This window comes from Celeribacter sp. ULVN23_4 (assembly GCF_054788345.1).
Window position 1 is genome coordinate 76,995 of the sequence record NZ_JBTVYO010000006.1, and the last position, 18,994, is coordinate 95,988.

An 18,994-nucleotide genomic window follows, 5' to 3' on the forward strand; every position below is an offset into this window, starting at 1 on the left:
ACGCTTGGATTACTGCCAAATAAACAAACCGCCCCGTTTACCTCAACTCAATCTTTGTAACCAATTGAAACATGCCGCAGCAAATGCTGGCAAAATACCGCGCACGCCTTCGCCGCAATGCGGCAACCCTTTTGAAACAAAAGAAAAAGGCTACCCAAAGGCAGCCTTTCAATTCTTTCAAACCCTGTGATCGTGATCACATGACGGGGCATATCAAGTGCCCCGCTCACAGGTTTATGTCAGTTCGCCTGACGGCGCAGGAAGGCCGGAATCTCGATCTTTTCCTGCTCCGGGTTCGGATCCTGATCTTCGTCATAGGCCTGATGCACTTGCGGACGGGCCTGCGGCTGAGCAGCGAAACGGCCCTGCGGCTGCTGCGGCGCGGGGGCTGCCGGACGGGTTTCTTGCTCCCCGTGGCCGGTCATACGACCGATCAGGGAGTTGATCCCGAAACGACCACCTTTGGCAGGCTCTGCAGCGGGCTGATAGGCTTGCTGCGGCTGCGGCTGACGCATGTCGGCACGAGGCTGTTTGGAGACAGCGGCTTGCAGACGGGCCAGAGCTTCCGGAGACGGCGTGCCCGGCGCGGGAGCGCGCGGTGCGACAAAGCTTTCGGCTTCCGGCTCGTGCATCGCCGGTTGCGGTGCGGGCTGCGGACGCGGTTGATAGGCCGGCGGCGGCAGATCGTCATCCAGAGCACGGAAATCTTCGCGCGGCGGCTCTTCGCGACGGCTGTTCACTTGCGGGTCGAACACGTCGAGGGTCGGCTGAGCCGGTTCTTCGGCATGGTGCTCGACAGCAGCGGCTGCGGCCACGGCAGCAGGCGCCGCTTGCTCCATTTTCTCCTCAACGACTTCTGCGGATTGCAACGGCTCGGCCAGACGACGGCGCGGCACCGGCATTTCCTCGACCACTTGCGCAGCGTCGATGCCCGTGGCGACCACGGAGACGCGCATCGCACCGTCCATGTCGGTGTCGAGCGTGGAGCCGACGATGATGTTGGCGTCCGCATCAACCTCTTCGCGAATACGGTTGGCCGCTTCGTCGAGCTCGAACAGGGTCAGGTCGTAGCCGCCGGTGATGTTGATCAGCACGCCTTTCGCGCCTTTGAGCGAAATCTCGTCCAGAAGCGGGTTGGCGATGGCTTTCTCAGCGGCCTGAATGGCGCGATCTTCGCCGGTCGCATCGCCCGTGCCCATCATCGCCTTGCCCATTTCGTCCATCACGGAGCGAACATCGGCGAAGTCGAGGTTGATGAGCCCCGGACGGACCATCAGGTCGGAAATCCCTTTGACACCCTGATAGAGCACGTCATCGGCCATCAGGAACGCATCGGTGAAGGTGGTTTTCTCGTTGGCGAGACGAAACAGGTTCTGGTTCGGGATCACGATCAGCGTGTCGACCATTTTCTGTAGTTGATCGACGCCTTCATCGGCCTGACGCATCCGCTTGCCGCCTTCGAACTGGAACGGCTTAGTCACGACACCAACGGTCAGAACGCCAAGTTCACGGGCTGCCTGCGCGATGATCGGCGCTGCGCCGGTCCCGGTGCCGCCGCCCATACCGGCGGTGATGAAGCACATGTGTGCACCCGCCAGATGATCGACGATCTGTTCAATGCTTTCCTCGGCAGCAGCCGCCCCGACGGAGGGACGTGCACCGGCGCCCAGCCCCTCGGTCACTTTCGCGCCGATCTGGATGCGATGCTGGGCCTTGGCATGCTGAAGCGCCTGAGCATCGGTGTTCGCGACGACGAAGTCGACACCTTCCAGCTGCTTCTCGATCATGTTGTTGACCGCGTTGCCGCCAGCACCACCGACACCAAACACCGTAATTTTCGGTTTCAACTCGTCCCGCTCGGGCATCGTCAGATTCAAAGCCATGAGTACCGCCTGTGTTTTTTGTTCAGGATCTTCGCACGTCTTGCGCAATCGTCCTGACTGTCCCCGCCCCTGACTCGGGGCAAAATTCACCTATTCACGATAAATCCTATGGGTTTTCGCTCCGGTCGTCATCCCAAAAACATGAGATTGCCACAAAATATGGGGAAACATCCCGGCATTTTCGGCGGGATCTTGCGCAAATGCGTAGATTTAGGGGGAACGGGACAGCAACACTCAAGAGAGAGCGGTAAAGCCCTCTGCCTCAGAAGCAAACGCCTCCGGATTTTGAATCACATGTCTGGGCTCTGCTCGAGCTCACTGGTCTTCATTTGATCGCGCACCTGCAACGCGCCTGCCGGATCTTCGTCCGATCGTGGCCTCATCGTAACACGACGCCCCCGACGGGGGCAATCGCTTCGCGCCTCTGTTTACCAGTTCTCCTTGAACCAACGCACCGCCCGTTTGAGAGAGCGCGCCGGATACCGGTCTGCCGGAATTTCGAAGTCCCACCATTCGTCCTGCGGGTTCGCCGCGAAGAGGCACAGGCCCACGGCAGAGGCAAAAGCTGCACCGGTTGCGGCCTGCGGCAGACCCTGCACACGCAGCGGGCGACCGATCCGAACATTCTGACCGAGGATTTTCGGCGCAAGCGAGTCGAGGCCGGGGATTTGCGATCCGCCGCCCGTCAGCACGATCTGCTGGCTCGGCATATGCTCAAAGCCCGCCGCGTCGAGACATTCGCGCACACCTTCGAGGATTTCTTCGACACGGGGACGAATGATACCGATCAGCTCGGCGCGGGAGACGGTGCGACGGTCCTTTTCCCAGTCACCGCTTTCGCCGCCCACTTCGATCATCTCGCGATCATCCATGCCGGTGGCGACAAGGCCGCCGTAGAAGGTTTTGATCCGTTCTGCCGTCGCGAGCGGGATTTGCAGCCCCATCGCAATGTCGGAGGTCACATGTTCGCCGCCCATGCGCACGCTATCGGCATAGATCATGTGTTTCTTCATGAAGATCGACACATCGGTCGCGCCGCCGCCCAGATCGATACAGGCCGCGCCGAGTTCCTGCTCATCCTCGACGAGCGCAGAGATGCCGGAGACATAGGCACCCGATGCAAGCCCCGCGACTTCGAGATCGCAACGCTTGATACAATAAAGCAAGTTCTGGATCGTAGCGGTATCCACGGTCAGCATATGCATATCCACGGCGAGGCTCTGCCCAATCTGGCCGCGCGGATCTTTGAGACCGGAACGATGATCGAGCTGGAAGTTCACCGGCTGGGCGTGCAGCACTTCGCGGTGATGGCCATAGTCCGGCACATCGGACGAAGCAAGAACCCGCGCTACGTCCTGTTCCGACACAGTATCAAATTCGACATCAACCTGCCCCGCGATCCCGTAAGAGCGCGGATTGCCGCCAGAAAAGCAGGCAATGACGTGATCCACGCGGGTCTGCGCCATTTTCTGTGCCGCCTGCACAGCGGTCCGAATGGCGCGTTCGGTTTCGGCCATAGCCTCGATTTCGCCGAAGCGTACACCACGCGAGCGGGTCGTCGCCGCACCGATCACCCGGAAGGAAGATTGCCCCGCCAGAGCACCGACCCCGTCGCCCCCCATGAAGCGTTCGCCATCAAAACGCAGCACGAGACACGCGATCTTGGAACTGCCGACGTCGAGAATGGCAATCACACCTCGTTGCAGAGCCGCCTTGCGCATATTCCGCATGGCCCGCTGAGCCTCATAGAGATCGGTCATTGATAAGACACTCCAAGTTCGACGCCGCCTTGGCGTTTGAGTTCTTCCTCTGCGGCCTCAGTCAGCCGCAATGTCGGTCGGTTCGGACGGCGCATATCGACAGAAGCGATATCGCGGCCCAACAAATTCTTGGCCTGATCGAGCGCCACAACCTGCGCCAGCGCGCCAAGTGGTTTGCTTTCGGGCAGCATGATCACCTGGTCACGATCCAGCACCAGATCCCAACGGCGCTCGCCCACACGGACAAGACCGCGCAAACGCGGCATGAGCGGCCCGGAGGCTTTTAGAATGGCGAGCGCTTCAGTGACGGATTTATCCGCCCCCTCCCCGGCAATCAGCGGCAGATCGGGGCGATCGCCGCGATGCGCGAGCGCTGCAACGCGGTGGCCTTCCGCATCGAGCATCTCAAGCCCATCGACCCCGCGCCAGATCAGGGCGGGTGTGCGCTCGGTAATGTCGATCTGCAAAATGCCGCCCGCACGAACATGCAGCCCGGCAGAGGCGACGGCATCGAGGCTTTCGATTGCTTCGAGCTTTTCATCGAGATCGAGATCGAAGGAAGAAATCGGAAAATCGACGGAAACAATCTGGCGGATTTCTTCAGCGAGGGGTTCGGACGCGCCGTCCACAGCCATCAGCTTCACCATGAACTCGGGACGGTTCTGCACTTCGCGCTTCAACATCACGATCTGATCGGTAAACGCGGTGCGGTTGTCTTCCGATGCGAACCACAGCCCGACACAGGCCGCCACGGCCAATACCGGTGCGATACGGCGCAGGAAAAACCGGAAAGACGGCGTGAGCCAAAGGCGGTTCATCCGGTAGGCGGTACGCGAGGGCGCCGGATCATGCGGGCGCTGCGGTGCTTCGTCGCCACCGCCACGGCGGGCTCGAATGGCACGTGCGACGGCCTCCGACACACGGGCGGAGCCGCCCGCAGTTGGGCCTTTGGCGAAATCGATCGGGTCTACCGGTCGCATGAGGCGTCCTCCACCATCCAGGCGCAAAACTGTCCGAAGGAAATGCCGAGCTTCTGCGCCTGTTCCGGCGAAAGCGAGGTGGGCGTCATCCCCGGTTGGGTGTTGGTTTCCAGAAGAATGAGACCATCCACACCCTTCTCTTCGTCCCAACGGAAATCGGTGCGCGACACGCCGCGACATCCCAAAGCCTTATGGGCGCGCAGGGCGTAGTCCTGACAGGCAGCAGTGATCGCATCCGGGATTTCGGCGGGGCAGACATGGTGCGAACCGCCAGCTTTGTACTTGGCGTCATAGTCATACCAGCCATCGGTGACGATATCGGTGACGTAAAGCGCTTTGTCTCCCATCACTGAACAGGTCAATTCACGCCCCGGCGCGTATTGTTCGACCATCACAACCGCAGGCATCTCTTTCGACATGCGCGGCGCATTGGAACCCTCGCGGACGATATAGACGCCGACGGAAGAGCCTTCGTTGTAGGGTTTCACCACATAGGGCGGCGCCATCACGTGACCGGCTTCGACCTCTTCGCGGGTCGCAAGGCGAGAGGGCGTCACCGGAAGACCAGCAGCCCGGTAGACTTCTTTGGTCTTTTCCTTGTCCATGGCGAGCGCGGAAGCAAGCACCCCCGAATGGGTGTAGGGAATGCGCATCCATTCGAGCAGGCCTTGCACACAGCCATCTTCGCCAAAACGGCCATGGAGCGCATTGAACACGACATCGGGCTGACACGCAGTCAGTTGGGCGCAGAGGTCTTCGCCCGCGTCGATCTCGATCACTTCAAATCCTTCACCCCGAAGTGCCTTGGCGCATTCACGCCCGGAGGACAAAGACACTTCGCGCTCTGACGAAGGTCCGCCCAAAATTACGGCCACTTTCGGGGACTGCCTGCTCGACATGTCCACTCGCCTCAATATGATCAGGAACGTCTTTTTGCGCCCCTTTTAAAAACGCCCCATTTCGGGGTCTGTCTTCACGCCCTGCTCAGGACGCTGATTTGGCACTTATGCGCCGGATTTTTGTACATCTGCAAGCCCGTCGAGGATCGGTTCGCCCGCGAATTCGCCGATGCGTTTGATTTCCCATTGTAACGCGAGGCCCGCGTTTTGAAATACCTTTTTTCGCACCGTCTCACCCAAAAGTTCGAGATCGTGCGCAGAAGCCTCACCGGTGTTGATCATAAAGTTGGAATGTTTCTCGCTCATCTGCGCGCCGCCGATGGAAAACCCGCGCAGCCCGGCGTCATCAATGACCTTCCAAGCCTTGAGATCATGGACATCATCGGCCTTGCCCGTCGAGGAAAACCCCGCCGGATTGCGGAAGGTCGAACCCGCGCTGCGCTCCTTGACGGGCTGCGTCGCATCGCGCTTGGCCAGTTGCTCTTTCATGCGCGCGGCCAGTTCTTCCGGGTCCGCATTTTCGGCCTCAAACGTGGCCTCGACGATCACCCAGCCCTCCGGCAATTCGGTCTGGCGATACTGGAATTGCAGATCATCGGCGGTGAGCGTGACACTCTCCCCCGCCCGCGTCACGGCTTTGGCGGAGACGAAATGATCGGCCACGTAAGAGCCGTAACAGCCCGCATTCATCCGCACCGCGCCGCCGACAGCACCCGGAATGGTCCTTAGGAACGTGAGATCAAGCCCTGCTTCGGCGGCTTTGCGTGCGACATGAGCGTCCAAAGCGGCAACGCCCGCCGTCACCCGATTGCCCGCGATCTCGATGCCATTAAAGCCCCGCCCCATGCGGATCACCACGGCGCGAATACCGCCATCGCGCACAATCAGGTTCGAGCCAACGCCCATCGGGAACACAGCGACAGTGGGATCAAGCGCCGCCAGAAACGCCTGCAAATCCTCAAGATCGGCGGGCTGAAACAATGCATCCGCAGGTCCGCCCACACGCAGCCAGGTGAGATCGGACAGCAACCGGTTCTCGGTCAGTTTGCCACGCACATCAGGATAGATCATTCCGCAGGGCCTTTCGCCATCACTCGCTTCATCCACCGACCGAGATACAGCATCGGCCAGCGCAGGATCGAAGCGCCAGCCGCGAAGGCGATAAGCCCGACCCATGGGCCGTTTTCATAGGTGACATATCCCAGAAGGGGAACCCCCAGAGCGATCAGCACATAGGCGGCGGGCCAATGCTGGTGACGCGATGGGAACATGGCGATCACATTGGCCAGAACGGCCCAAATGCAAGCCAGCGTCAGAGAAAGGGTCATGCGGCTCTCCTGTCGACCTTATCGAAATCCCCGCGAGAGGCGTCTCCACAACGCCCCGAGCGGTTTGCGAAACAAAGACATGGCAGCAGCTAAACCAATCAACACCGGCAGGAAACCATGTACCTGCCCAATCCAGATGAGCAGGACGGGCAGCACGAGCAAAAGTGCGAGACCGGGCAGCATCTGGTATTTCATAGGTAGCGGAGCAAGCGCCATCGTGGCAAGCGCCCAGATTCCGAGCACGATCAGAGGCTCTTGCAGCAGGCTCACGAGACACCGCCGAGCACGAAGGCGATGAGCGCCAGAACGGCAAAGATCATCCCGACGACGGGAACCCAATTCGCGACGCGGAAGGGCGCTTTGGGCGCGCGGCGCTTGAGCAGGATCAGGCTGCCGTTCACCAAGGTGAAGACAACGAGCAGGATCGTCGAAGTCATGCCCGCAAGATCGGACACCGGCAGCAGGATGGCGGCCACAAGGACAAAGGCCCCGATCAAAAGCGTCGCGAGAACCGGCGTGCCAAAGCGCGGATGCGCATGACGGAACAGTCCGAGCAGCCCACCGCGCTTGCCCAGCCCGAACAGGACGCGCGCTGCCATAACGATCTGCGCCAGAACACCGTTCAGCGCGGCAATGACAGCGATTGCGGACAAGAGCGCAATCGGCCCACCGCCTGCCTCATAGACCAGCGCGAGCGGACGCTCCGATCCGGCAAGATCATCAAGCGGCACGGCACGAACGGCGGTGAAGGTCACCACCGCGTAGAGCAACGTGGTGATGATCAGAGAGGCAATGATCGCGATGGGAAGGCTGCGTTCGGGGCGTTTGACCTCTTCTGCCATATTCACGATGTCTTCAAAACCGATAAAGGCGAAGAACGCCAATGTCGCCGCGACGCCGATCCCAGAGACGTACGGCGCAGCCGGGGTGGCGAAATCGGGAGAAACAGGCGCGGACCAGCCTGCCATGACGACCAAGACCAAGCCGCCCACCTCGACCACCGTGAAAAGCGCCGCCATTGCAAGGCTTTCCAAGACGCCAACGACCGCGACCGCGATCAGGGCGAGACCCAGACCGATCACGGCAAGATTGAAGGGAATATCGACGAAGCCAACAAGATAGCCCGCGCCGCCGCGCAGTACGGCGGCGGCAGACACGCTGCCCCCCAGAACGATTGCTAACCCGACCAGCAGCCCGAGAAAGCGCGAACCGGAGCCCGCCTCGACATAGGCCGCCTCCCCGGCGGCTTCCGGGATACGAGTGGAAAGCTCCGCATAGGACAGCGCAGAGGGCGCGGCGATCAAACCGGCAAGCAGAAAGGCCACCGGGGCGTAGAGCCCGGCTTGCGCGGCAACGGAGCCGATCAGAACGTAAATCCCGGCGCCGACCATGACGCCGACGCCATAGGCCGTCAAAAGGCCGGGACCGATACGGCGCTTGAGGTTTTCGCTCATACTGACTCCTGCACTGACTGTCTTTTGACGTCAGAATATCAATCAACGCGCCGCGCGTCTCTGCGTCAGAATATAACGGATGAGCGATACAATCGCGACCAATGCGACGCCAATCGCCAAGGCCATCCAAGCCCATGCCTGCGAGACGCCCAGAACGAAAGCTGCGCCGACATCCTGCTCGGTGGTGATCTGCTGCATCAGCATGACGAACAGCCCCGAATAGCCGATGGCGGGCAGTCCAAGCGCGGTAAAGAGCGCGATCACTGGACGGCCAAACGCGGCGAGCGCCAAGGCAATCACCGGACCGGCCCACGGCATATACAGGAAAATCCCGAGCAGCACTGTGGCCCCGTCCGACATGGCTTATCCTTTCGAGAGCCGCTCCGGCAGACCGTGCGCCCAGGTCGAGATGGTCCCGGCCCCAAGGCACACAACCATATCGCCCGGACGGGTCTGTTCGCGCACGAGACGTTCGAGATCATCTTCAGACGTCACAGCACGCGCATGGCGGTGGCCGTGGCGGATGAGGCCGGCGACGAGATCATCGCGCGATGCCCCCGGAATGGGGTCTTCACCTGCGGCGTAGACCTCGGCAATGCCGACCACATCGGCCTCGTTGAAACAGGTGCAGAAGTCATCGAACAGGCTATGAAGACGCGAATAGCGGTGCGGTTGGTGCACGGCGATGACGCGCCCCTCGCTGGCCTGACGGGCAGCTTTCAGCACGGCGGCGATCTCGACCGGGTGGTGGCCGTAATCGTCGATGATGGTCACGCCGTTCACTTCGCCGACACGGGTAAAGCGACGGTTCACCCCGCCGAAACTGGCGAGCGCCTGTTTGATGTCTTCAGCGGTCATCCCGAGATGGCGTGCTACGGCGACTGCCGCCAAGGCGTTCGAGACGTTGTGATCGCCCGGCATCGGGAGGGTGCACCCCTCAATCACGATGTCATCGGCGGCCAGCACGATATCGAAATGCGCCACGCCCTTTTTGTAGGTCAGATCAACCGCGCGCACATCGGCCTGCGCGTTGAACCCGTAGGTGACGACACGGCGGTCGGTGATTTTGCCAACAAGGCTCTGCACCTCCGGGTGGTCGGTGCAACAGACGGCGAGCCCATAGAAAGGAATGCCGGAGACGAAATCGTAAAACCCTTGGCGCAGGTTCTCGATGGAGCCCCAATGCTCCATATGCTCCGGGTCGATATTGGTGACGATGGCGATCGTCGCCGGAAGACGGTTAAAGGTGCCGTCGCTCTCATCGGCCTCAACGACCATCCAGTCGCCCTGCCCCATGCGGGCGTTGGACCCGTAGGCGTGAATGATCCCGCCGTTGATGACGGTCGGATCGATGCCGCCCGCGACAAGCAATTCCGCGACCAGCGTCGTGGTCGTCGTCTTGCCGTGCGTCCCCGCGACAGCGACATTGTTCTTGAGACGCATCAGCTCGGCGAGCATTTCGGCCCGGCGCACCACCGGCAAGCCCTTGGCGCGCGCGGTATCAAGCTCCGGGTTGCCCGGCTTGATCGCAGAGGAGATCACCACCACCTCGGCATTCTCAAGGTTCTCGGCGCGTTGGCCTTCGTAGATCACCGCGCCCAGTTCTTTCAAACGGTCGGTGATTTTCGTGGCTTTGAGATCGGAGCCCTGAACTTTGTAGCCATGATTGAGCAGCACCTCGGCAATGCCGGACATGCCGATGCCGCCGATGCCGACGAAATGGATCGGGCCCATATCAGTGGGCAGTTTGGTTACGCTCGCGTTCATCTTCTCTTACTCGCCTATTTTCTTCTGCGCCCATAGCGCTGACGGTCTGTCGTTATTTTTGGGCAAAAGCCAGCTCTTCGACCAGAGCCGCCAATTCTTCCGCCGCTTGCGGTTTGGACACCGACAGCGCCGCGTGGGCCATCATAGTCGCGCCCTGCGGATGGGCCAAAACGTTGTAAATCTGTTCTGCCAGTGTTTCCGCGGTCAGCTGGCTTTCCGGGATCATCACGGCGGCGTTCGCATTCACAAGGCCACGCGCATTCGCACTCTGGTGATCACCCGCCGCAGCGGCAAAGGGGATCAGGATCGAGGGCCGCCCGATGACGGAAATATCCGCCACGGTCGAGGCCCCGGAACGGGAAATCACCAGTTGCGCCTCGCTCATACGAGTTGGGATGTCATCAAAAAAGGTCCGCACATCGGCTTGAATGCCCTGCGACTGGTAAAATTCGACGACACGGCCGAGGTCTTCCGGGCGGGCCTGTTGGCTGACCCGAAGATGCGAAAGCAAAGCCTCGGGCAGACGCGATACCGCATCCGGCACGATGTCGGACAGAATGCGCGCGCCCTGCGAGCCACCGACGACCAGAAGCTCCATCGGATATTCTCCGGGCGGAATATACGGCGCGGCATGTTTCTCAAGCACGGTCCCGCGCACCGGGTTGCCAACATAGATGCCTTCGACACCCTGCGGCAAGGTCGTCGGCCATGTGCCGCAAGCGACCTTGTTCACCCGTTTGGCAAAGACCTGATTGACCCGGCCTAGGATGCCATTCTGCTCATGGATCATCCGAGGCAGTTTCAAAAGCGTTGCCGCCGCCACGGCCGGGATCGCCGGATAGCCACCAAAGCCCACCACGACGGCGGGTTTATCAGAGACGAATTTGGTCAGAGCGGAAAGCACACCGCCCGCGATACGAAACGGCACGAGCGCTTTCGCCGCAATCCCGCCGCGCGCGAAGGTGGCCGAAGGCACAGTGTCGATCTCGACCTCTGCCGGAAACGCGCCGGTGTAGCGCGCGCCACGCGCGTCTGTCGACAGCTTGACCCGCCAGCCCCGCGCCAGCATCACCTCGGCCAGAGACTGTGCCGGGAACATATGTCCGCCTGTGCCGCCTGCGGCGATCACGAGAAGGGGGGCTTTCTGGGTCATGTCTGCCTCTTATTGTCTTTGCTCTGTCTCAGCGCCCGCGTCGGATCAGAATGTCGCCGATTTCGCCTTGCGGGCGGGTGCGGGTAAAGGCCAAAAGCGCGCCGAGCGCAATGCCCGAAGCGATCACGGAAGAGCCACCGTAGGACACGAAGGGGAGCGTCATGCCTTTCGCAGGCAAAAGCCGCACGGCAACCCCCATGTTGATAAAGGCCTGAATACCGAAAGCGCAGGCCAGACCGGTGCCGGCAAGACGAATGAACGGATCGCGTTCACGCAGGAGACGCCACAGCGAGCGCACGGTGATCGTGGCGTAAAGCGCAATAATCACGCCCACGAGGAGGAGACCATATTCCTCAGCCGCGACCGCGATGATGAAATCGGTATGCGCGTCCGGAAGCGACCATTTGACGGTCCCTTCGCCGACCCCGACGCCAAAGATCCCGCCCTCGCGGATGGCGTTGGTGGCATAGCCGATCTGGGTGGTCGGGTCGATTGTCGGGTTTAGAAAGCCATCGATCCGGCGCGCGAAGTGTTCGGAGTTATGATAGGCAAAAGTGCCCCCCGCCACGACCAACCCTGCGATCCCCATCAGGAGCGTCAGCGGCGCGCCGGAGACGAAATACATCACGCCCCAAGCGAAAAGGATGAGCGAGGCCTGTCCGAAATCTGGTTGCAGAGCCAGAAGGATGACGATGAAGGACGCCAGCAGGAAGGAATAGAGACGCCCCGGAGGTCCACCGATTTCATGCGCGGCGGCCATCATCCAGGCGGCGGTGATCACGAAAGCGGGCTTGAGGAATTCAGAAGGCTGCACCGAGGCAAAGCCGAGCGAAAACCAACGGGTCGCGCCCTTGCCGAAATCGGTGCCGAAAAACGGCAGAAGTAGGAGCGAGAGAAGCGCAGCCCCAAACCCGATCACGGCAATCCGGCGCACACGGGCCGGGTCCATCATGGTGATGCCCATCATCACAACGAGGCCGAGACCACCAAAGAACGCCTGACGTTTGACGTAGTGGAACATATCGGTGAAGCCGTTCTTTTCGGCCAGAGGCGGAGAGGCCGCAAGCCCGAGCAAAAGCCCGATCCCGAACAGGATGAAGACACAGGACAAGGTCCATTTGTCGATTGTCCGCCACCAACGCGGAAGGATCGGCTCTCCAACGCGCATCGGCGCTGAGCCATACACCATCTCTGTCATGATACCGCCTACATCTGCCTCATGCCCGATTTTCCGGGTCTATACCGATCAGAATAGCCGGATTTACCACTCTGCGCTACTATAGATTGCGGTTTGCGCAGCTCTCACCCTCAAGACAGCGGGGTTTTGCCCAAACCCTTCGCACAGATGCCAAAAGACGAATTGATCACAGTCATTGATCGACAGGGGGAATCCCCGCATGGTGGCGCTAACTCCTTTCATTCACGCCCATTTAATGGAGATCGAACATGAAAATCGGGATCGTCGGCGCAGGTATGGTTGGCTCCGCAGCAGGCTATGCCATCGCCCTCAAAGGCACCGCGAGCAAGATCGTCTTCGTCGATTACAATGCCGATCTGGCCCGCGCACAGGCTCAAGATATTGCGCATGCCGTGCCCTTCGCCTCTTCGACCGTGGTCACGGCCGGCGACTATGGCGATCTCAAAGGCGCAGGCGTGGTGATCCTCGCCGCAGGTGTCGGCCAGAAACCGGGCGAAAGCCGGTTGGAGCTTTTGTCCCGCAACGCCGAAGTCTTCCGCCAGATCATTAGCAAGGTGCTGGACGCCGCCCCCGATGCGATCCTTCTCGTGGCGACCAACCCCGTCGATATCATGACCCAGATCGCCACACGCCTTTCCGGCCTTCCGCCGCACCGGGTGATCGGCTCCGGCACGATCCTCGACACCGCACGCTTCCGCCACCTGATCGGCGAGCACCTTGGCGTCGCCCCCCGCTCCGTTCACGCCTATGTGCTGGGCGAGCATGGCGACAGCGAAATCCTGTGCTGGTCCTCGGCCCGTGCGGGCGCTCTGTCCGTCAAGGACTTCGCCGCCCAGATGCGCGTTCCCCTGACCGAAGGGGTTAAAGCCCGGATCGACGATGGCGTGCGCAACGCCGCTTACACGATCATCAACGGTAAGGGCGCGACGTGGTACGGCATCGGCGCAGGGCTTGAGCGATTGGTGCGGGCGATTGCGCGCGATGAGCAAACGGTATTGTCCGTGTCCATTGTGACGCCAAAGGTCGAAGGGGTGCAGGACGTCGCGCTCTCGATCCCCCGCATCGTCGGCGCGCAGGGCGTGGTGTCGGACCTGTTCCCGGAACTGGACGACGCAGAACACGAGGCGCTGGGGGCTTCCGCCAAGCTCTTGAAAAAGACGCTGGATGCTTTGGAGTATTGAGGGGATAAATGTAAAAAAGTACTACCCTTGCTCCAACCCTTCTTTAATCGTTTGCAAGAAGGTCTCCACGCGCAGCACCTTAGGCAATAAAGGTGAAAAAAGGTGATGAGCGTTATTTATAATAACCTGCTCCCCCCAATCATCAGCATCCGCTCCCGCAAAATATGCGGCCCATCCTTCTAAATTGACGGATTGCAATTCTGAACTGGAAGCCACTGAAGTTCGTTTTGTGCTGCGCAAAGCGTGTTTCGTCGCCGCAGAAATGTCCATAATGATACTGAACTCGTCACACTCCACAGCTAGAAATTTATTTTTATAGTCAATATCACCAGTGAAAGGCAGATTCCTACTGTCCCTAAAGTGATAAAAAATATGGGATGCATAACTATCCAATGCCCAAACAGCACCATATGCACACTTCAAACTTTTGCGGTTCTTTTCGAAATCTCGAATATATGGTTCGATTACCCCATGAAAAAACTCATCCAGTGCAGCCCCCATCTATAAAATCCCCCTCGATCCTTTGCGCTGTGCTCTCAATTTAAAATATACACCCCAGCCTCACCGAAACGCCGAAGGCGGCGCTCCCAGATCCCGCTTGAACGCCGCAATAAACGCGGACGGGCTGGAGTAGCCCAGATGTGCTGCCAGTTCCGTACTGCTTTCGCCCTGCTCCAGCCTCTCAAGCGCAAATAAAATCCGCCGCCGCGCGCGCCAGTCGCGGAAGGTTTTGCCGGTTTCCGCCACGAACAAGCGCGCAAGGGTCCGCTCTGACGTGCCGACCTCATGGGCAATCTCGGCCAGCCCCCGGCGCTCTTCCGGGTGGCGCAGGAAAATACCCATCGCCGCCACCAGACGCGGGTCACGCCCCCCGGGCAAGTGCATCGCGGCCGGCCTCAACCGTCCGATTTCGTCCAAAGCCACCCAAGCCAGCCGCCGCGTTTCCGCACGTGTCAGCTCCCCGTCTACCATCCGATCCACCACGCCCCGCAACAGCGGCGTCGTGCGCATCACGGTCACCTCCTTTGGCAAACCTGCGCGGCCCACATAGGACGGCGCGACATAGAGGTGATGGGTGAGAACCGGCCCCTGTGTGCTCAGTTGATGTTCGACATCAGACGGAATCCAGATCGCGTGTTTGTGCGGAATGATCCAGACGTCCTCCCCCGCCTGCATCCGTAGGATACCGTTGAAACACATGGCCAATTGCGCGCGCGGATGGCGGTGCGGCTCGACGGTATACCCGCCTGTGAATTGCTCCCGCCGCGCGACAACCGGACGTCCCGGCGTCAGATCAGATCCGATCCCTGTGGGCGGCGCATCCGGATTTGGCAGATAATCGACATGATTTGGCATAATGTCGTTCTACCGTCTTTCCGGTATTTTTTCTACACCTTTGACAAACGGCGCAGCCAGACGAGCCAGCGCTCACTCCCGCATAGATTTCTCAGGACTGCACATGACCTATTTCAGAGAGGCCGTCATCTCGGTCATTACCCTGATCGCACTGGCGATCGCCATCACCGTCCCCGGCATATTCGCCGCCAACCAAGCGCTGATCTTCGCCATCGTTCTGGTCACCCTCGGCCTCTGGGCCACGGGGCTTGTGCCGGGCTATCTGGCCTCGCTGTTCTTTTTCACGGCGCTCCTTTTGCCCGGGCTTGCCGCGCCGGACGTGGTCTTCTCCGGCTTCACCTCAACCGCGATGTGGCTGATCATCGCGGGCTTCGTCATCGGCGCGGCGATCACCCATTCCGGTCTCGGCGCCAAGATCGGCGAAGTGGCCCGTCCGCATCTGTCGAAAAGCTATCCGATGCTGATCGGCGGGCTGATGGTGATCGGTATGCTGCTCGGGTTCGTCATGCCCTCTTCGCTCGGCCGCTCCGCCGTTCTGGTGCCCGTCGGCATGGCGCTCTCGGATATGCTGGGCCTTGAAAAGGGCTCAAAGGGACGGATTGGCGTGGCGGTCATCATCGCTTTCGGCACCAACATGCCGAGCTTTGCGATCCTTCCCTCCAACATTCCGAACATCGTGCTCTCCGGCATGGCGGACAAGCTGTTCGGGATGGAGTTCTCCTATTCCGATTATCTGCTGCTGCACTATCCGGTGCTGGGCATTCTCAAATCCGTCACCTTGGTGCTTCTGACGCTCTATTTCTTCCCGGCCAAAGTCGCACCGAAACCCGTTGAGCTGTCGAAAGGTGCCGCAAACTCATCGCGCAAACAGGCGGTTTTGATGGTCATTCTTCTGGCGACCATCGGTTTTTGGGCCACGGATCAGCTGCACCATATCAACGCCGCATGGATCGGGCTGGCCACCACTTTGGTCCTGCTGATCCCGCGCCTCGGCCTTGTCCCGCCGCCGGTGTTCAAAGGCGCGGTCGATTTCGGCATGTTGATGTTTGTCGCGGGTGCGCTGGCTTTGGGCGCTGTGGTGAACAGCTCGGGGCTCGGCGCAATCGTCGCGCATCAGGTCGTGGGCATGTTGCCGCTCTCTGAGGGGCGTGATTTCCTTAACTTCTACTCGCTTTCCACACTGGGAGCGTTGACCTCGATTTTCACAACCATGCCGGGCGTGCCTGCTGTTTTGACACCTCTGGCCGAGGAATTGTCGCAAGCCACAGGTTTCTCCCTCGAAACCGTTCTGATGACACAGGTCATCGGGTTCTCCACCGTCATCTTCCCCTATCAGGTCGGCCCACTGATCGTCGCCATGGGGCTGGCAGGGGAAAGCACGCGTCACCTGATGAAGATGACGCTGTCTCTGGCGGCCCTGACCTTTCTGGTCTTCATCCCGCTCGACTATCTCTGGTGGGTGGCTTTGGGCTGGATCTGATCCAGCCTTGAAAACTCAGAGCTTTTCGACCTCGGCGGCGAAAGCATCACCACGTTTCTCGAAATTCGGGAACTGGTCGAACGAGGCAGCAGCAGGGGCGAGCAGGACAGTCTCGCCCTCTTCTGCCTCAGCTGCGGCTTTCGCGACCGCCACATCCATCGTCTCGCAGATCTCATAAGGCGTATCGCCAATCTGCAGCGCAAAATCGCGTGCCGAGAAGCCGATGAGATAGGCCTTGGACACCGCCCCAAGATAGGGCTGCAACGCTTCAATCCCACCCTCTTTGCCCAGACCGCCAGCAATCCAGCGGATACGCGGGAAGGCCTGAAGCGCCTTGGCGGCGGCATCGACATTGGTGGCCTTGCTGTCATTCACGAAACGGACACCGTTGATCTCACGCACAAGCTGCGAGCGGTGCGGCAGACCTTTGAAGCTGCGCAAAGCGGCCTCGATCCCGCGCGGGGCAAGGTTCAGCGCACGCGCTGCGGCATAGGCAGCACAGGCGTTCTGATGGTTGTGCGCCCCCGGCAACCCGTCCATCTCGCGCAGATCGATCGACGCCGTTTGCTTGCCTTTGCGATATTCCGAGAGGAAACCTTTGCGGGCAAAGATGTTCCAGCCGGGGCCACCAAGCTTTTGTCCGGAAGACACCCGGATCAAACGCATATCTTCCGGGCTTTCGACCAGTTGGTTCGCCAGATAGCGGCCCTCTTTCTCATCCACACCGATCACCGCGCGATCCGGTCCTCCCTCGGCAAACAAGCGGCGCTTGGCCGCAAAATAGCCGCCCATACCGCCGTGACGGTCGAGATGGTCGGGAGAGAGATTGGTGAACACCGCCACATCTGGCGTCAGAGCCCGCGCCAGATCGGTCTGATAGGAAGACAGCTCCAACACGATGACTTCACCGTCGAGCGGCGGCTCGATATCAAGCACACCGCGCCCGATGTTGCCAGCAAGCTGGCAGGGCGTGCCGTTTTCCTCAAAGATGTGATGGATCAGTGCGGAGGTCGTAGACTTGCCATTCGAGCCCGTCACCGCGATCACACGCGGCGGCGTGTCGTGCTCCATCCACTCGCCCTGCCCCAAGGAACGGAAGAACAGTCCGATGTCATTATCGACCGGCACGCCCTCCTCCCAAGCGCGGGCGATAAGCTTGTTCGGTTCCGGGTAAAGATGCGGAATACCGGGGGAGACGACGAGACAGGACACACCCTCAAAGGCATTGCCCTTGTGCAGGTCGTGAATGACAAAGCCGTCCGATTCGGCCCGCTCACGCGCCTCGACACTGTCATCCCAGCAAAGCGCCTCGGCCCCACCGGCCTCAAGCGCTTTTGCCGTCGCCAGGCCAGAACGCCCAAGGCCCAGAACGGCCACTTTCTTACCTTCGTATCCGAGAACAGGGATCATCGCGTGCCCGCTCCTTTGTTGTCTCAATACTCAAAAAAAGGGGGCCTCGGCCCCCTCTCATCTTACCGCAGTTTCAGCGTCGCCAGACCGATGAGCGCGAGCACCAGAGAGATGATCCAGAACCGGATCACGATGGTCGGCTCGGACCAGCCCTTCTTCTCGTAGTGGTGATGGATCGGTGCCATCAGGAACACGCGTTTGCCGGTGCGTTTGAAATAGGCCACCTGAATGATCACGGAGAGGGCTTCAACCACGAAGAGGCCACCGACGATGGCGAGAACGATCTCGTGTTTGGTCGCCACGGCGATGGCACCCAGCGCGCCGCCCAAAGCCAGCGAGCCGGTGTCGCCCATGAACACAGCCGCAGGCGGGGCGTTGTACCAAAGGAACCCAAGCCCGCCGCCAATCAAAGCGGCAGTGAAGACAAGGATTTCCCCCGTGCCCGGCACGTAATGCAGACCAAGGTAGTCGGTGAAGTCGACACGGCCCACGACATAGGCAATCGCACCCAATGTGCCAGCCGCGATCATCACCGGCATGATCGCCAGACCATCGAGACCGTCGGTAAGGTTCACCGCATTGGCCGCGCCAACGATGACGATCATCGCGAAAGGAATGAAGAAGAAGGACATGTTGAACAGCACATCCTTGAACACCGGAAGCGCGAGCCGATAGGCCAGATCGTCGGGATGGACCATGGAGGACCAGACAGACGCAATAAAGGCGATCAGGAAGCCAAGCCCCAGACGCACCCGCCCGGATACACCTTTGGTATTGGCTTTTGACACCTTGGCAAAGTCGTCGGCAAACCCGATCAAACCGTAGCCAAAGGTCACGAACATCACGATCCAAACGTAGGGATTGTCGAGCCGCGCCCAGAGGAGCGTGGAGACGAGCAAGGCCGTCAGGATCAACAAGCCGCCCATGGTCGGCGTCCCCGCCTTGGCGAAATGCGTCTCGGGGCCGTCATCGCGGATCGGTTGCCCTTTGCCCTGACGGCGGCGCAGCAAGTCAATCAGCGGACGACCAAAGACCATCGCGAAGATCAGCGCGGTGAAGAACGCCCCGCCGGACCGCATGGTGATGTAGCGAAACAGGTTGAACAGATCGCCCCCGTCCGACAATCCCGAAATCCAATACAACAT

At 60.3% G+C, this 18,994-nt stretch carries 18 protein-coding genes; 2 read left to right on the top strand and 16 right to left on the bottom strand.

Translation table 11 applies throughout. The features are described from left to right. Nucleotides 1–239: 239 nt before the first annotated feature. The 12 genes from ftsZ to ftsW form a co-directional block, all read right to left on the bottom strand. Nucleotides 240–1,883, bottom strand: a complete 1,644-nt coding sequence (gene ftsZ / locus ACYBHZ_RS13630) for a cell division protein FtsZ (protein WP_460274833.1) — start codon at nucleotides 1,881–1,883, stop codon at nucleotides 240–242. A gap of 428 nt (nucleotides 1,884–2,311) precedes the next feature. Then, the gene (ftsA, locus tag ACYBHZ_RS13635; protein ID WP_460274834.1) at nucleotides 2,312–3,643 is read right to left on the bottom strand and encodes a cell division protein FtsA; all 1,332 of its coding nucleotides are present in this window, start codon (nucleotides 3,641–3,643) and stop codon (nucleotides 2,312–2,314) included. Then, on the bottom strand, nucleotides 3,640–4,623 hold the full coding sequence (locus ACYBHZ_RS13640; protein ID WP_460274835.1) for a cell division protein FtsQ/DivIB: 984 nt from the start codon (nucleotides 4,621–4,623) through the stop codon (nucleotides 3,640–3,642). Before ACYBHZ_RS13640 ends, ftsA begins: the two co-directional genes overlap by 4 nt. Next, nucleotides 4,611–5,522, bottom strand: coding sequence for a D-alanine--D-alanine ligase (locus ACYBHZ_RS13645; RefSeq protein WP_460274836.1), 912 nt, complete (start codon nucleotides 5,520–5,522; stop codon nucleotides 4,611–4,613). The genes ACYBHZ_RS13640 and ACYBHZ_RS13645 overlap by 13 nt, the downstream gene beginning before the upstream one ends. A 105-nt stretch (nucleotides 5,523–5,627) precedes the next feature. After that, the gene (gene murB / locus ACYBHZ_RS13650) at nucleotides 5,628–6,593 is read right to left on the bottom strand and encodes a UDP-N-acetylmuramate dehydrogenase (RefSeq protein ID WP_460274837.1); all 966 of its coding nucleotides are present in this window, start codon (nucleotides 6,591–6,593) and stop codon (nucleotides 5,628–5,630) included. Continuing rightward, a complete protein-coding gene (locus tag ACYBHZ_RS13655) occupies nucleotides 6,590–6,850 on the bottom strand; it encodes a DUF2484 family protein (protein WP_460274838.1) in 261 nt (86 codons plus the stop codon). The genes murB and ACYBHZ_RS13655 overlap by 4 nt, the downstream gene beginning before the upstream one ends. Before the next feature lie 18 nt (nucleotides 6,851–6,868). Further along, nucleotides 6,869–7,120 carry a DUF2484 family protein gene (locus ACYBHZ_RS13660; RefSeq protein ID WP_460274839.1) on the bottom strand — a complete coding sequence of 84 codons (252 nt, stop codon included), beginning with the start codon at nucleotides 7,118–7,120 and terminating at the stop codon, nucleotides 6,869–6,871. After that, entirely contained in the window at nucleotides 7,117–8,304 is a 1,188-nt protein-coding gene (locus tag ACYBHZ_RS13665; RefSeq protein WP_460274840.1) for an APC family permease, read from the bottom strand. The genes ACYBHZ_RS13660 and ACYBHZ_RS13665 overlap by 4 nt, the downstream gene beginning before the upstream one ends. 42 nt (nucleotides 8,305–8,346) lie before the next feature. Further along, nucleotides 8,347–8,664: a hypothetical protein gene (locus tag ACYBHZ_RS13670; RefSeq protein WP_460274841.1), complete on the bottom strand. Its 318-nt coding sequence runs from the start codon at nucleotides 8,662–8,664 to the stop codon at nucleotides 8,347–8,349. Nucleotides 8,665–8,667: 3 nt separating this feature from the next. Beyond that, entirely contained in the window at nucleotides 8,668–10,071 is a 1,404-nt protein-coding gene (murC, locus tag ACYBHZ_RS13675; protein WP_460274842.1) for a UDP-N-acetylmuramate--L-alanine ligase, read from the bottom strand. A gap of 52 nt (nucleotides 10,072–10,123) precedes the next feature. Beyond that, nucleotides 10,124–11,224, bottom strand: a complete 1,101-nt coding sequence (gene murG, locus ACYBHZ_RS13680) for an undecaprenyldiphospho-muramoylpentapeptide beta-N-acetylglucosaminyltransferase (protein ID WP_460274843.1) — start codon at nucleotides 11,222–11,224, stop codon at nucleotides 10,124–10,126. Between the two features lie 28 nt (nucleotides 11,225–11,252). Next, nucleotides 11,253–12,422 carry a putative lipid II flippase FtsW gene (ftsW, locus tag ACYBHZ_RS13685; RefSeq protein WP_460274844.1) on the bottom strand — a complete coding sequence of 390 codons (1,170 nt, stop codon included), beginning with the start codon at nucleotides 12,420–12,422 and terminating at the stop codon, nucleotides 11,253–11,255. A 248-nt stretch (nucleotides 12,423–12,670) separates the two neighbouring features. Between ftsW and ACYBHZ_RS13690 the strand changes: the two genes are divergently transcribed. Next, nucleotides 12,671–13,603 carry an L-lactate dehydrogenase gene (locus ACYBHZ_RS13690; RefSeq protein ID WP_460274845.1) on the top strand — a complete coding sequence of 311 codons (933 nt, stop codon included), beginning with the start codon at nucleotides 12,671–12,673 and terminating at the stop codon, nucleotides 13,601–13,603. Between the two features lie 21 nt (nucleotides 13,604–13,624). On the opposite strand, the gene ACYBHZ_RS13695 is transcribed toward ACYBHZ_RS13690, so the two are convergent. Next, nucleotides 13,625–14,104: a hypothetical protein gene (locus ACYBHZ_RS13695; protein WP_460274846.1), complete on the bottom strand. Its 480-nt coding sequence runs from the start codon at nucleotides 14,102–14,104 to the stop codon at nucleotides 13,625–13,627. 60 nt (nucleotides 14,105–14,164) lie between these two features. Further along, nucleotides 14,165–14,959 (bottom strand): AraC family transcriptional regulator, encoded by a 795-nt coding sequence (locus tag ACYBHZ_RS13700; protein WP_460274847.1) that lies wholly within the window; start codon nucleotides 14,957–14,959, stop codon nucleotides 14,165–14,167. A gap of 103 nt (nucleotides 14,960–15,062) precedes the next feature. Here ACYBHZ_RS13700 and ACYBHZ_RS13705 point away from each other — a divergent pair, with 103 nt between their 5' ends. Then, on the top strand, nucleotides 15,063–16,439 hold the full coding sequence (locus tag ACYBHZ_RS13705) for an SLC13 family permease (RefSeq protein ID WP_460274848.1): 1,377 nt from the start codon (nucleotides 15,063–15,065) through the stop codon (nucleotides 16,437–16,439). Nucleotides 16,440–16,454: 15 nt separating this feature from the next. Here ACYBHZ_RS13705 and murD read toward each other — a convergent pair whose 3' ends face one another. Both murD and mraY read right to left on the bottom strand, forming a co-directional pair. Beyond that, the gene (gene murD / locus ACYBHZ_RS13710; protein ID WP_460274849.1) at nucleotides 16,455–17,849 is read right to left on the bottom strand and encodes a UDP-N-acetylmuramoyl-L-alanine--D-glutamate ligase; all 1,395 of its coding nucleotides are present in this window, start codon (nucleotides 17,847–17,849) and stop codon (nucleotides 16,455–16,457) included. Nucleotides 17,850–17,911: 62 nt separating this feature from the next. After that, nucleotides 17,912–18,994: a phospho-N-acetylmuramoyl-pentapeptide-transferase gene (mraY, locus tag ACYBHZ_RS13715; RefSeq protein ID WP_460274850.1), complete on the bottom strand. Its 1,083-nt coding sequence runs from the start codon at nucleotides 18,992–18,994 to the stop codon at nucleotides 17,912–17,914.